This window comes from Paraburkholderia sabiae (assembly GCF_030412785.1).
Classification (GTDB): domain Bacteria; phylum Pseudomonadota; class Gammaproteobacteria; order Burkholderiales; family Burkholderiaceae; genus Paraburkholderia; species Paraburkholderia sabiae.
On the sequence record NZ_CP125296.1, the window covers coordinates 197839 to 211625 of the forward strand.

Annotated in this window: 10 protein-coding genes; 2 read left to right on the plus strand and 8 right to left on the minus strand. The window is 63.3% G+C overall.

Translation table 11 applies throughout. The annotated features are described in order from the left end of the window. Window positions 1-5: 5 nt before the first annotated feature. A complete protein-coding gene (locus QEN71_RS30580; RefSeq protein WP_201646894.1) occupies window positions 6-1628 on the plus strand; it encodes an AAA family ATPase in 1623 nt (540 codons plus the stop codon). A gap of 12 nt (window positions 1629-1640) precedes the next feature. Here the strand turns inward: QEN71_RS30580 and QEN71_RS30585 are convergent, their stop codons facing one another. The 4 genes from QEN71_RS30585 to QEN71_RS30600 form a co-directional block, all read right to left on the minus strand. Continuing rightward, complete coding sequence (locus tag QEN71_RS30585; protein ID WP_201646895.1) at window positions 1641-3347, minus strand: PHA/PHB synthase family protein; 1707 nt, start codon at window positions 3345-3347, stop codon at window positions 1641-1643. Window positions 3348-3361: 14 nt separating this feature from the next. Beyond that, the gene (locus QEN71_RS30590) at window positions 3362-3832 is read right to left on the minus strand and encodes a MaoC family dehydratase (protein WP_201646896.1); all 471 of its coding nucleotides are present in this window, start codon (window positions 3830-3832) and stop codon (window positions 3362-3364) included. A 135-nt stretch (window positions 3833-3967) separates the two neighbouring features. Further along, window positions 3968-4636 carry a ligase-associated DNA damage response endonuclease PdeM gene (pdeM, locus tag QEN71_RS30595; RefSeq protein ID WP_201646897.1) on the minus strand — a complete coding sequence of 223 codons (669 nt, stop codon included), beginning with the start codon at window positions 4634-4636 and terminating at the stop codon, window positions 3968-3970. Continuing rightward, window positions 4636-7302 carry a ligase-associated DNA damage response DEXH box helicase gene (locus QEN71_RS30600; RefSeq protein ID WP_201646898.1) on the minus strand — a complete coding sequence of 889 codons (2667 nt, stop codon included), beginning with the start codon at window positions 7300-7302 and terminating at the stop codon, window positions 4636-4638. Before QEN71_RS30600 ends, pdeM begins: the two co-directional genes overlap by 1 nt. A 205-nt stretch (window positions 7303-7507) precedes the next feature. Between QEN71_RS30600 and QEN71_RS30605 the strand changes: the two genes are divergently transcribed. Then, a complete protein-coding gene (locus tag QEN71_RS30605) occupies window positions 7508-8683 on the plus strand; it encodes a GGDEF domain-containing protein (RefSeq protein ID WP_201646899.1) in 1176 nt (391 codons plus the stop codon). 92 nt (window positions 8684-8775) lie between these two features. Here the strand turns inward: QEN71_RS30605 and QEN71_RS30610 are convergent, their stop codons facing one another. From QEN71_RS30610 to QEN71_RS30625, 4 genes are all read right to left on the minus strand, one after another. Further along, window positions 8776-10170 carry a TIGR00366 family protein gene (locus tag QEN71_RS30610; RefSeq protein WP_201646900.1) on the minus strand — a complete coding sequence of 465 codons (1395 nt, stop codon included), beginning with the start codon at window positions 10168-10170 and terminating at the stop codon, window positions 8776-8778. Between the two features lie 390 nt (window positions 10171-10560). Beyond that, window positions 10561-12129 (minus strand): methyl-accepting chemotaxis protein, encoded by a 1569-nt coding sequence (locus tag QEN71_RS30615; protein ID WP_201646901.1) that lies wholly within the window; start codon window positions 12127-12129, stop codon window positions 10561-10563. Window positions 12130-12347: 218 nt separating this feature from the next. After that, a complete protein-coding gene (locus QEN71_RS30620) occupies window positions 12348-13055 on the minus strand; it encodes a GNAT family N-acetyltransferase (protein WP_201646902.1) in 708 nt (235 codons plus the stop codon). 112 nt (window positions 13056-13167) lie between these two features. Beyond that, window positions 13168-13746, minus strand: coding sequence for a TetR/AcrR family transcriptional regulator (locus tag QEN71_RS30625; protein WP_201646903.1), 579 nt, complete (start codon window positions 13744-13746; stop codon window positions 13168-13170). Window positions 13747-13787 lie beyond the last annotated feature (41 nt).

The following is a 13787-nucleotide window of genomic DNA, read 5'->3' on the forward strand; positions in this document are numbered from 1 at the left end:
CGTCTATGGACTTTGAAATACCGGAATCGCTGGTGCATCCGCTGCTCGCGATGATCGAATCGGGATCGCCGCTCGCAAGACAACTCAATCAGCACGGCGCATGTCACGGCAGCATGGTCGTGTCGAGCAAGCTGTTCGATTCCCGGGCGCTCAACACGCTCTATTCGCTGAGCAAGGCGAACAACGAACGTGCGCTGATGTTCCAGATGCTCGCGCTCGACAACATCTACAACGCGCCGCAAGCGCGCACGATACCGAGCCTCGAACAGCTGGTGGCGGGCCTGATCGCGTATCTGACGCGCGACCCGATCGACGGCTGGCTGTACAGCCGCGCGAAGGACGGCACGCTGCTGCCGTGGCTCGTGCGCCGCATGCGGCTCGTCGAACCCGATCAGGGCACGCCGTATGTCGTGATCGACATGCTCGCGAACACGATGCAATCCGCGAACTCCGAGCGCACCGAGCATCACTTGCGGCTTTCGGGCATGACGACGTCGCTCGTGATCAACCGGCACGATATTGTCGATCGCACGATTCCGGAGTTGCTCGCCGAATTCGGCTTCTACAAGGAATGCGCCGAGTTCAAGCACGAATACGAGCGGCACGCGGAGCGCTTTCTGCAGTTCCAGCCGCGTTTTGGCGCACAGTTCGTCGTATCGAAGGCAGCGTTCACGGTCGATCCGAAAAACGGAGCGGAGCTGGTCCGCATTCCCGACGGCGTGATCGCGAAATGCGTGAATGATGAAGAGACGCTGGAGCGCCGTTTCCAGGCGACGGCCGACGCAGGGTTCTGGCGCGGCGCGAGCATCGACAGCGGCTTCGACAAGGTGCCGCTGCATTGCTACGTGTGCCTGTTTCATCTGGAATGGCACAGCAATATCTGGGTGCATGTGCAGCACATCGACGAGTATCGCTATCAGCCTGAACTGCGCGACAAGCTCGTGTTGCCGAACAATCATCGCGATCTGATCGACATTCTGACGTCGAAGACGAATGTGTTCGTGCAGGACTTCGTGCCGGGCAAATCGGGCGGCACGACGATTCTTTGTCAGGGCGCGCCTGGACTCGGCAAGACGCTGACGGCGGAAGTCTATTCGGAAGTGGTCGGCAAGCCGCTGTATCGCGTGCATTCGGGGCAACTCGGCACGACGGCGGCGTCGGTCGGCGCGGCGCTGTCGGGCATCCTGCAACGCGCGACGCGCTGGGACGCGATCCTGCTGCTCGACGAAGCCGACGTCTATATTCGCCGCCGCGACAACGACCTCGAACACAACGCGATCGTCGCGGAATTTCTGCGCACGCTCGAGTACTTCAACGGCTTGCTGTTCATGACGACCAACCGCATCGACGATGTCGACGATGCGATCCTGTCGCGCTGCATCGCGAAGATTCACTACGAAACGCCGCCGCGCATCGACGCGATGCGTTTGTGGAAGCTGCTCGCCGAACAGCTGGGCGCCGATCTTTCCGACGATCTGATCGACGCCCTCACGAACGCGTGGCCACAAGCGAGCGGGCGAGACATCAAGGAACTGCTGAAGCTGACCACGCGCTACTGCCGCGCCAAGGAGATTCCGCTCTCGGAAGACGCGTTCAGAATCTGCGCGTCGTTTCGCGGACACGCGTAACGCTGCGCGCAATCAGTCGGCGCGCACTTTGACGTAACGGCCCGGCGCGGGTTCGATGGGCTTGTACTTCGCGCTGCCGGGGGTCGTGCGCGCCTTCACTTCGTCGCCCGCATGCTGCTTGACCCAGCGGATCCAGTGATTCCACCAGCTGCCCGCTTGTCGCGTCGCGCCCGTCAGCCATTGCTCCGCATCGCTGTCCGGCGTGCCGCCCGTCCAGTAGCTGCGCTTGTTTCTTGACGCTGGATTGATGACGCCGGCGATATGGCCGCTCGCACCGAGCACGAACTCCGTGTCACCGCCGAGCAATTGCGTCGACTGATACGCGGAGCGCCACGGCACGATGTGATCTTCCTCGGTCGCGAGCAGATACGCAGGCATGTCGATGCGCCCGAGATCCACGGGCGTGCCGCACATCCTCAGCCGGTTCGGCACGCGCAGGCTGTTCTCCAGATACATGTTGCGCAGATACCAGCTGTACATCGGGCCGGGCAGGTTGGTCGTGTCCGCGTTCCAGTAGAGCAGGTCGAACGCGGCGGGCGTCTTGCCCTTCAGATAGTTGTTCACGACGTACGGCCAGATCAGATCGTTGGCGCGCAGCGTCTGAAACACGAAACCGAGTTCGCGTCCCGGATAGAGGCCGCCGCGACCGATCGTGTGCTCGCGCATCGACACGCCGGTTTCGTCGATGAACACGCCCAGATCGCCGGGTTCGCTGAAGTCGAGCAGCGCCGTCAGCAGCGTCGCGCTCGCGACGGTGTCGTCGCCCTTCGCGCGCATCACGGCGAGCGCCGACGACAGCATCGTGCCGCCGACGCACCAGCCCAACGCATTGACCTTGTCCGCGCGGGTGATCGTCCGCGCGACTTCGAGTGCCTTCATCACGCCGCTCTCGAGATACGCGTCCCATTGCGTATCTGACATCGTTTCATCCGGATTCCGCCACGACACCAGAAAGACCGTCAGGCCCTGTTCACACGCGAAGCGCACGAACGAGTTGTCGGGTTGCAGATCGAGAATGTAGAACTTGTTGATGCAGGGCGGAACGATCACGAGCGGCCGTCGCGCGACGGTCGGTGTGAGGGGCGCGTACTGGATCAGCTGAAACAGTTCATTCTCGAACACGACCGAGCCTTCCGACGCTGCCACGCTGCGGCCCACTTCGAACGCGCTGCGATCGGTGATCGAAATGCAGCCGTCCTTCATGTCCTCCAGCAAGCGGGTCGCGCCCGACACGAGACTGCTGCCGTTCGATTCGAGCGCGTGCCGGATGACTTCGGGATTGGTCGCGGCATAGTTCGTCGGACTCGCGAGATCGATGAACTGGCGCGTGTAAAAGCGCAGCTTGTGCTTTTCTTTTTCATCGAGCGTGCTCGCCTCGACCATGTCTTCGAGCATGCGCGCGGTGATCAGGTAGTGCTGCTTGAGCAGGCTATACCAGCCATTGTTCGACCAGTCTTCGGCATGGAAGCGGCGGTCGCCTTGCTCCGGCTGAACCACCGGCTGCGATGCGAACTTGCCGCCCGCCGTACTCGTCAACACGCTCGTGAACAGCGCGGTCTGCTGTCGCCAGTAATCGGCGCTTGCCTGTGTGAGCGTCTTGCGCGTGTTGCCCGTTTCATTGCCCGCTTCATTCGACAGCGGCAGCGCACGCCAGAAATTGAACCCGGCTTTGACCCAGCCCGACGCGAATTCGTCGGGCATGCTAAATGGCATCTTCATGTTGCGTCCTGCTGTTACGCGTTTGCTGCCGCAAGCCCGGCGCTTGCCTTGATCTGCGCATCGCGCGACGTGGGCATGACCACTGCATCGCCGTCGATCACAACCTTACCGTCGACCGTGCATACCGTCGACAACACCACGCGGCGTTTTTCGGCGATCAGTTCCTTGATCGTGACTTCCGCCTGCACCGTATCGCCGGGACGAACGGGGGCCTTGAAGCGCAGGTTTTGTCCGAGATAGATGGTGCCGGGACCGGGCAGGCGGCCCGCGATCGTCGCGGAGATGATGCTCGCCGTCAGCATCCCGTGCGCAATGCGTCCCTTGAAGGGTGTGGTTTGCGCGAATTGTTCGTTGATGTGGACCGCGTTGATGTCGCCCGAAGCACCCGCGAACAACAGAATGTCCGCCTCCGTGATGGTCTTGGCGAACGTGGCGCTCATGCCAGGACGCAGGTCTTCGAAGTCGTATCCGTTCAGCTCGTTCATGATTCTTCCTTGCAGCAGGCGCGCGATTGCACGCATGATGTGCCGCTGTCTGGCGGCTTTCCGATGTGAGAAAGCAAGGTAGCACGGCGAAAACGGGCTGCTCCCCCCAGGCGCGGGGGGTATGCGCGTGAGGCCCTAACGACACTCGCGCACGGCGATCACGCGATTCTGTGCGACGGCATAAATCGCCGCGTCGTCGGCGGAGTGATTGACGACGAAGCCGCCCGTGAATGCGCCGAACGCAGGCAGCACACCGCAGCGCGCGGAGAAACGGAAGCAGGGCACGCGTACGGTGTCCGCGCGGCTCGCGATCACATAGACAGGATGCTGGTGGCCCGCCAGCACATACGCGCCGTCGACGGCCTGCGGATAGTGACACAACGCCCACGGCCCCAACATCCACGGCTCGAACACCGTTTCGACGCCGAACGACGGCGGCAACAATCCGGCATTGCGATCGTGATTGCCTTCGACCATCACGACGCGAACGGGCGCATGCCGCTCGCGCCACGCGTGGAGCGCATCCATCGTCTCGCTGCCGAGCGATTCGCGGCCATGCAGCAGATCGCCGAGAAACACGATCGATTCCGGCCGATGCGCGTGGATCAATGAATCGAGCCGTGCGAGATCGTCGGTCGTTGCGCCGGCGGGCACGGGCACACCGTGCGCGCGGAACACGGCGTCCTTGCCGAAATGCGCATCGGCGATCAACAGGCATTTCAGTTGCGGATCGAACGCGGCACGTTGTGCCGACAGCAGCAACGGATGACCACCCGCTTCGACGGTGACGGTTTCGAATGTCATCAGCGCGCGGCCTTGTCGAGTTCGGCGAGCATGCGCTCGATGCGGTCCGCGAGCTTCTCGGTGCTGACCTTCTCGCGAATGCGCCCGACGATCAGCGGAAACGCAAACGGCGTCGGCTTTTTCGGGCGCGTCAACGCGAGTCGGCTCGTGCTCATCGCATCGAGCGCGCGCTTCATGCGATCGAGTTCCAGTTCCTGCAGCATCACTTCCGTATCGGCCTGTGCGAGCAGCAGGTTGTCGCTGTCGTGCTTGCGAAAAACCTCGTAAAACAGGCCGCTCGATGCCTGCAACTGCCGCGCGCTTTTTTGTTGTCCCGGATGCGCCTGATAAACCAGACCCGCGACGCGCGCGATTTCGCGAAAGCGCCGCATCGCGAGTTCGGACGCGTTGAGGCTGTCCATGATGTCGCCGGCAAGACGCGTCGGGGAAAAGAGACCTTCTTCGATCAGCGTCGGCCAGTCGAATGGCTGCGACGACAGCAGTTCAAAGCCGTAATCGTTGGCGGCAATCGAGAACGTGCCGGGCTGTTCGCGCGCCGCGCGCCAGCCGAGCAGCGACGCAAGGCCGATATGCGCGATGCGTCCCGCGAACGGATAGCAGAAGAAGTGATGGCCTTCGCGCGTGCGCAGCATTTCGGCGACCAGCACGCCTGCTTCGGGCAACGCCGACCAGTTCGCCTGCAACTCCAGCAACGGACGGATCGCGATCATTTCCGGTTCGACGTAGTCGCCGCGCCCGGCTTCGGCGAGTATCGCGAGCGCCGCGTCCGCCAGTTCCGACGACAACGGCATCTTGCTGCCCGCCCATTGCGGCATCGCGCCTCGCGACGAACTCGCGCGACGCACATAGGCGGTCATGTCGCGCACGCGCACCAGTTCGAGCGCCCGGCCGCCGAACGTGAACACGTCGCCGGGTTTGAGGCGCGAGATGAACGACTCTTCCATCGAGCCGATCCGGCCGCCCGTGAGCCACGCGACGTGCAGCGTCGCGTTCGCCACGATGGTGCCGACGTTGTTGCGGTGTCGGCGGATCAGATCGTCGCGCTGCACGCGATACACGCCGTCCTCGTCGCGCACGACGCGATGAAAGTCCGGATACGCGCGCAGCGATGGACCGCCGCGCTCGACGAACGCGAGCGCCCAGTCGAATTCCTGCTGCGGCAGGTCGCGATACGCGAAGGTCGTGCGAACTTCGTCGAACAGTTCGGGCGCCTTGAAGCCGCCGCCGACCGCGACCGTGACGAGATGCTGGACGAGCACGTCGAAGGGCTTGCGCGGCGTTTCACGGCCTTCGATGCGCCGCGCTTCCACCGCACGGCGCGCTGCCGCGGCTTCGACGAGTTCGAGCGCATGCGTCGGCACGATCGTGATGCGCGACGCGCGGCCTGGTGCGTGGCCCGAGCGTCCCGCGCGCTGCATCAGCCGCGCGACGCCTTTCGGCGAGCCGATCTGGAACACACGCTCGACGGGCAGAAAGTCGACGCCGAGATCGAGGCTCGACGTGCACACGACGGCCTTCAGCTTGCCGTTCTTCAAACCGTCCTCGACCCATTCGCGCACTTCCTGCGCGAGCGAGCCGTGATGAAGCGCGATCAGTCCCGCCCAGTCGGGACGCAGCGCGAGCAGCGCCTGATACCAGATCTCCGCCTGCGAGCGCGTATTGGTGAACACGAGCGACGTGCGCGCTTCGTCGATGCCTTCCGCAACCGGTTCGACCTGACGCGTGCCGAGATGACCGCCCCACGGAAAGCGTTCGATCGTCTCGGGAATCAGCGTGTCGATGATCAGCGTCTTCGGCTGCATGCCGCTCACGGACACGCGCGGTGTGCGCACGGGCGCGAGCAGGACGTCGGCGGCGAACGAGAGATTGCCGAGCGTCGCCGACAGTCCCCAAACCTGCAAATCGGCGCGCCAGCGCGCGAGATGCGCGAGCGCGAGTTGTGTCTGCGTGCCGCGCTTGTTGCCGAGCAGTTCGTGCCACTCATCGACGATCACGAGGCGCACATGCTTCAGTTCTTCGCGCGCATCGCTGCGCGTGAGCATCAGCGACAGGCTTTCGGGCGTCGTGACGAGCGCGCTCGGCATGCGGCGGCTCTGGCGCGCGCGCTCGGTCGAACTCGTGTCGCCCGTGCGCAAGCCGATCGTCCACGGCACCGCGAGTTCGCGCGCCGCGCTTTGTAACGCGCGAGCGGTGTCGGCGGCGAGCGCGCGCATCGGCGTAATCCAGAGCACGGTCAACGGATCGGCGAGCGCACGCGGCGCATGATCGCCGTATGCCGCCATCGCGCCGAACCAGACGGCCCATGTTTTGCCCGCGCCCGTCGTCGCATGCAGCAGGCCGCTCGATCCCGCCGCGATTTCGCGCCACACTTCACGCTGGAACTCGAACGGTTGCCATTGCCGCGCATCGAACCACTGCTGCACGCGCGCTTCGAACGGCACGTTGGTCTTGTCGGGCTCGGGCGCGTAAGCCGCCGATGTGAACGCTTCCGGAGGCCGCTCGACATGCGCCTTCGGTATCCGACGAGGACGCGGCGCGCGGCGGCGCGTTTCGCCGCTGGCTGCATCGTCGATGCGCGATGCATCGGATGAATCGCCATTGGAATCCGTCCCGGCGGCGATTCCGGCTCGCGCTGCGTTGCGCTCAGGATCGGTCGGATCGGTCATGGGATCCTATACGTGACAACCGTGACAGACACTCGAAGCCGGGCTTTTCGGGTAACTCGCCCGGCAGATCGCACAGCGCAGCATCGCGCATGCCTGCACCATCCGGCGCAATGAAGCGACTACTGAGCAACATGAACTCGCTGTATTTTCAGCGTAAAATGCGATGGCCGCCGCGATGTACCGGCGTAGAGCCCTTACGTCAGCGATGCATGTCGATCTTATTACGCTTTATCTCCTTGCGATCGGGACTCTTCTTGCCAGCTCAGTGATGACGCTGTGGGAGTGTCGCGTTCATCCCAAGCGCGGCAAGGAATTGAGAATACTGGCAGCGGCCTACGCTACGCTCGCAGTCGGCTGCGCAGTGGCGTCGTGGCGTCGCGAACTGCCCGGCGTGCTCGGCTCCGCGTTGAGCAATCTCATCATCGTTAGCGGTTATCTGCTGATCCTGCACGGCGTCGCTGTGCTGAACGGGCGCAAACACGTGCGAACGTCGGCCGCAGTGCTCGTGTTGCTCGCGATCGCGTGGGCGATTGCCGGCGTGCGCGGCCAGGACTTCATGTGGATGTATCTGAGCGCGATTCCCATTGCCGTCGCGTGCGGTCTGACGGCGCGCGAACTTGCGCGCTGCGACGGAATGAAATCGCTGCAATCACTGCGTATCGCGATGCTGGTGTCGGGTGGACACGCCGTCTTCTACGCATTCAGAGCATGCATGCTGCCGTGGCTGACGGCGCTGTTCGGCCTCGACTTCCTGATCACCGTGAGCAAGATCACGATGTACGAAGGCGTGTTGTATTCCGTCGTTCTGCCGATGACTCTGCTGCGCCTGGTTCGCGAGGAAACACACGGACAGCTGCTGCAGGAATCGCAGACGGATTATCTGACGGGCCTCGGCAATCGTCGATGGTTCTTCGAAGAGGGCGCGCGCATTATCCGCGACAGCAGTGAATCGCGGCCCGTTGCGCTGCTCGCCATCGACCTCGATCACTTCAAGAAGATCAACGACCGATACGGTCACGAGACGGGCGACCGCGTCCTCAAATCATTCGCCGATATCGCGCGCAGCGTGCTGGGGCGCGATGCGATTTTTGCCCGCATCGGTGGAGAAGAATTTGCGGTCTTGCTGCCGGAGTACGACAGCCTCCGTGCGAAAGAGGCGGGCGAAGCCGTCGTGAAGAGTTTCGGCGAGACGGTGACGCTCGGTGGAAACGGCGCCGGCGTTCAGGCCACGGTCAGCATCGGTCTTGCGCAGTCCGGCAGCGAGGCTTCGTCCCTTTCCGATCTGCTGGCAGCCGCCGATCAGGCGCTCTATCGCGCGAAATCGCTGGGCGGCAACCGGCTCGAACTGGCTCACGCCGACGCGCGTTCCGCCGCCGCGTGATTCCAATGTAAAAGCGGCCGGTTGAGCATTCGTTATCGAATGCCGAACCGGCCGTCCTTGTTTCCAGATCAGTCAGCAGATCGCAGCGGAAATCAGCCCACGAACCACAGCGCCGCCGCATAGATCACGAGCGACACCGCGAACGTGACAGCCGTATAGCCCATCACGCGCTGAATCCGGATACCCGCAATCGCGACGATAGGAACAGCCCAGAACGGCTGCAGCATGTTCGATACGTTCTCGGCCATCGCCACGCCCATCGCGGTGCGCGGCACCGATGCGTGCAGGCTGATCGCCGCAGGCAGCACGAACGGCCCCTGCACGGCCCAGTGACCGCCCGCGCTCGGCACCAGCAACGTGATGATCAGCGAACTCAGATAGCTCCAGAGCGGCAGCGAGAGGGGCGAAGCGATCGTCACAAAAGCCTTCGCGATCATCGACGCGAGACCCGTGCCCTTCATGATGCCCATGATGCCGCCATACACAGGGTATTGCAGCAGCATCGAACCCGTCTGACGCGCGGCGCGGCGGATCGCGTTTGCATACGCGATCGGCGTGCGCTGCAGCGCGAGACCGATCAGCAGGAAGATCAGGATCGTCGTGTTGATGTCGAGATCGAACTTGTTCTCGTGCCATTCCATCGCGAGATAACCGACGCCGAGTGCGAGCAGCAGCAGCGTGCCGAGCATCGACTGTTCGAGGCGCGAGGCAAACGACGCAGGCGCGTCGCTGGGACGTGCGTGCGGATCGGCGTCCGATGCGTCGGCGTCGTCGTTGCCTGCATCGCGGAACGCGACCACGTTCTCCGACTTCGGATGCATCCTGATGAAGATCGCGGTCATCACGACGACGACCAGCACCGTCGGAACGACGACGAACGGCGCGAAGATCGTCTCGCTGAGCGGCACGACGTGGCCCGTCGCCTTTTCGACAAGATTGAGCGCATTGCCGTGCGAGGCCTGCGACAGCGCGATCGAACTCGACAGCCCGCTATTGCAGATCGACCACGCCGAATAGCTGCCGGCGACGAGCCACGCGAAATCGACATGCACGCGGCGTGCAATTTCACGCGACAACAACGCGCCGACGATCAGCCCGAGTCCCCAGTTGAGCCACGCGGCGATCGCGACGACGGGGAACACCAGCAACGCTGCGCGCGCGGGCGTTTGCGCGTTGGCCGCCAGCGCGCGCAGGCCGCGCTGGACGATGGGCGCTTCGGCGATCGCGTAGCCCGTCGCGAGAATCAGGATCATCTGCAGCGCGAACGCCAGAATGCCGAACGTGCCCGTGTACCAGGAGTCGAGCAGCGTCGGCACGTTGCCCGTCGGCGCGATCAGCAGCGCGAGCACGGCGACGAAAAACGTCAGGCAGATGGACAGCATGAACGGGTCCGGCATGACCCGCTCGAAAACATAGACAAGGCCTTCGACGATGCCGCGCGGAGCGGCAGGCTGGAGGGCGGCGGTGGGTGATGTGTCTCGCTTCATGGTTCTCGCTCGATGTGGCATCCGCCCGCGTACGGGCGGCGTGAACAGAACCGGCACGCGGCGTGTCCGTGCACGAGGGATGCACCGCCGGCAAGCTTGATGTCACCCGGCTGTCAGGCGACTGTAGGGGCAGGAATTCCGGGGTGAAGCTCAGGCTCGAGCGCGCCAAGTCCTTGTTCCATCAAGGTTTTGTGCGCGATTCGTGTTCTGTTTCTAGAGTTCGCTATTCGAACATGGTTTCGTTAAACGAACGCTTCATTATTCGTCTTATGCGTATTGGCTGTCAAGGCAGCGCGCGTTCGTTTAATGGGGGACACGCCGCGAGTGCGGCGTGTGCAATTGGAGAGGAGAGAGAGGACCGTCGTGGATGACGGCCCGAAAGAAATGACTTCAAGCGTGCGCGAGAGCGCGATCGACACGGAACACCGACACCGCGCCCTTCAGCGCGACGGTCTGTTCCTCGAGCGCGAGGGCCGCCGCCGATGCCTGCTCGACGAGCGCGGCATTCTGTTGCGTGACCTGATCCATCTGCGTGATCGCGCGGTTCACCTGCTCGATGCCTTCCGACTGCTCTTCCGAAGCGGCGGCGATCTCGCCCATCAGATCGCTCACGCGATTCACCGAAGTCAGAATCTCGCCCATCACCTGGCTCGCCTTGCCGACCTGTTCCGCGCCCGCTTCCACGCGGCTGAGCGAATCGGTGATGCGCTCCTTGATTTCCTTCGCGGCGCTCGCGCTGCGCTGCGCGAGCGAGCGCACTTCGCTCGCCACCACCGCAAAGCCACGGCCTTCGTCGCCGGCGCGCGCCGCTTCGACGGCCGCGTTCAGCGACAAAATGTTGGTCTGGAACGCGATGCCTTCGATCACATTCGTGATGTCCGCGATCTTGCCCGACAGATCGGACAGTCCTTGCATCGTCAACACGACTTCCTGCGCGGCGCGGTTGCCCTGTTCCGTGATGGCCGCCGTGCTCATCACGAGCTGCGTCGCCTGTTTCGCGTTGTCGGCGTTCTGACGCACGGTGCTGGTCAGCTGCTCCATCGACGACGCCGTTTCCTGCAACGCCGCTGCCTGTTCCTCGGTGCGCTGCGACAGGTCCGTGTTGCCGCTCGCCATCTGATGCACGCCCGTCGCGATCGTGTCGGTGCCGCCGTACACCGAGTGCACGATACCCGCGAGGCTGCGCTTCATTTCCTTCATCGAGTCGAACAGCTTGCCGATTTCATTCGTCGATTCGTGGCGGATCTGGACCGTCAGATCGCCGCGCGCGACGTGATCGAGCACGCTCATCGCTTCGTTGAGCGGGCGCACGACGTTCTGTTCGAGCGTGTAATACACGAGCAGAATCAGCGCGCACGACAGCGCGAGCAAAGCGACCGAGGTGCCTGTCAGCACCGACTTGGAGTGCGCCTTTTCGGCCTTGAGCTGGTCCGTTTCATCGGAAGCCACGGCGAAGAACGCATCCGCCGATTTACCGAAGGCGGCGCTCGTCTTCGTCATCGGACCTTCGTTCGTCGCGGCGTATGCGGTGACATCGCCCGAAGCGATGGCGTTGAACAGCAGGTCGATCGCGTCGGTGTGCGCATGGAACGTTTCGCCGACGAGCTTCGCTGTTTCCTGTTGAGCCGCCGTTTCCTTGGGGATGCCGTCGAATGCCGCGAAGGCCTTCTTCGCCTGGTTGTAGTAGCCCCTCGCTGCGGCGACGGCTGAGTCCTTGTCGGCGGGATTCGACGACAACGCGATAAAGGCGCGGCTCAATGCGCTGCGGGCCTTCAGGTTGTTGATGTAGACATCCTTGAGATCGACCGTTTGCGCATTGAGCGTGCTGATCTGCTCCGATAACCCGTTGTTCTTCGAGAGCGAGTAGAGACCGAGCAGGGCGGTGACGAGAACGAGTATTCCAAACAGTGCGAGAACCGCGATAAAGCCCGTTCGCACGGGCAGATTCTTCAGTTTCATAGTTTTCGTTTGCTAAATGAGCCGCGATGTTGTCCCCCGCAGCCGGGGGCGAGAGCGATGGCCGCAGGACGATGCTGCGGCTGTGTTAACGGTCACTTAATTGAGAACTTGACGGTCGCGGAAAGCGAACGGGCGTGCGCACGGACGCGATGCCGGTCGGGAAACCGGCGCGTGGAAGTGGATCGGGAGGCGCGCTTGGCGGTTTGGCCGTGAGCGAATCAGGCGTGCTGCGTGGCGCTCGCGTCGGCATGGCCGACTCGCGAGAGGACGAACGCGCGACGCAACTCGAAGCCGAGTCGTTCGTACAGACGGATCGCCGTCGTGTTGTGGCTGAACACGTGAAGGAAGGGCGTTTCGCCGCGCTGCCCGATCTCGTTTCGCAGGATGTCGATCAGGCGGCCCGCGAGTCCTTTACCGCGCCAGGAATCGTCGACGCACACGGCGCTTATCTCGACATATCCGTCGATGCGCATCCGTTCGCCTGCCATCGCGATCAGCCGTCCGTGATCGCGAACGCCGATGTAACGGCCCATCTCGTGCGTCCGTTTGCCGAACGGCCCCGGCTTGGTTCGCTGCGCGAGATCGAGCATCTCTGCGGAATCGGCGCTATCCAGACGGATCACGTCGAGATCGTCGGCCGTTCCGGCAACCGCGCGCGTCGCGACCATTTGATGAATCGTGCCGACGTTCTCCACCCGCAACGCTTCCGTTCCGTCGAGCGGCGCCAGCGACAGCAGCGCAGCCTGTTCGTGCGGCTGCAGGAGCTGGCGCAGCGCTTCGTACGCGGCGGGCGTTTCGCTCGACAGCGCGGCGAAGGGCGCGACGTCGGCATGATATCGACGCGCCAGCGCATCGCCTTGCCCGAGGTGCGCCTGGCGGGTGGTCAGCGCTGTCCAGATCGGACGGTCGAGATCGGCGTGATTCATGATGGCTCCAGCTGCGAAGTTGATCGGAAGCGGTCAATGTAGATGGAAAGCGGCGTTTCGGCTATTGCCGCAAATGCCATTTTTGACATCGTTTACGCCAACCTCAGCAGAGTCATTCGACCGGGCGCGAACCGAGCAGCAGAATGTCGACCAGGCGCCGGGCGCTCTGTTGCCAGTCCGGCGCAGACGCCACGTTCGACACGCCGACGAGCGCCCGAAAGAGATCGAGCGGATCGAGATCGGCGCGAATGTCGCCGTTTTCGATGGCCCGCGTGACGAGCGCATGGATCGCGTCCGTGATCTGCGCGCCGGACGACTCGAACACCTTCGTCGAGCCGCCCACAAGCGAGTTAAGCGCGGGCGCGATGATCTTCTTCGTCGCGATGTAGTCGACGAAGAGCAGCATCCACGAGCGTAGTGCTTCGAGCGGCGGCAGCGTGTCGCGCAACCGGCGTTCTTCCTTCGCGAGCTTCTCCACTTCCGCGCGATAGACGCTTTCCAGCAAGGCATCGCGCGTCGGGAAGTGCCGGTACAGCGTGCCCGCGCCGACTCCCGCCTGACGCGCGACGTCTTCCAGGCTGATGTCCGCTCCTTCACGCGTGAACGCCTTCTTGGCTTCGTCGAGGATGCGCTCGCGGTTGCGCAGCGCATCGGCTCTGGGTTTTCGTTCTTTTGGCGTCGGGTGATTCATTGATCTCTTTGCTTGCAAACGGAGGGTGACTCCGTTTAATA

Bases quoted from the DNA above. Each gene is read 5' to 3' on its own strand.
- QEN71_RS30610 (WP_201646900.1), bottom strand. From the start codon at position 10,170: ATGAAGCGAGACACATCACCCACCGCCGCCCTCCAGCCTGCCGCTCCG.
- QEN71_RS30615 (WP_201646901.1), bottom strand. From the start codon at position 12,129: ATGAAACTGAAGAATCTGCCCGTGCGAACGGGCTTTATCGCGGTTCTC.
- QEN71_RS30625 (WP_201646903.1), bottom strand. From the start codon at position 13,746: ATGAATCACCCGACGCCAAAAGAACGAAAACCCAGAGCCGATGCGCTG.
- QEN71_RS30600 (WP_201646898.1), bottom strand. From the start codon at position 7,302: ATGACCGATCCGACCGATCCTGAGCGCAACGCAGCGCGAGCCGGAATC.
- QEN71_RS30580 (WP_201646894.1), top strand. From the start codon at position 6: ATGGACTTTGAAATACCGGAATCGCTGGTGCATCCGCTGCTCGCGATG.
- pdeM (WP_201646897.1), bottom strand. From the start codon at position 4,636: ATGACATTCGAAACCGTCACCGTCGAAGCGGGTGGTCATCCGTTGCTG.
- QEN71_RS30605 (WP_201646899.1), top strand. From the start codon at position 7,508: ATGCATGTCGATCTTATTACGCTTTATCTCCTTGCGATCGGGACTCTT.
- QEN71_RS30590 (WP_201646896.1), bottom strand. From the start codon at position 3,832: ATGAACGAGCTGAACGGATACGACTTCGAAGACCTGCGTCCTGGCATG.
- QEN71_RS30620 (WP_201646902.1), bottom strand. From the start codon at position 13,055: ATGAATCACGCCGATCTCGACCGTCCGATCTGGACAGCGCTGACCACC.
- QEN71_RS30585 (WP_201646895.1), bottom strand. From the start codon at position 3,347: ATGAAGATGCCATTTAGCATGCCCGACGAATTCGCGTCGGGCTGGGTC.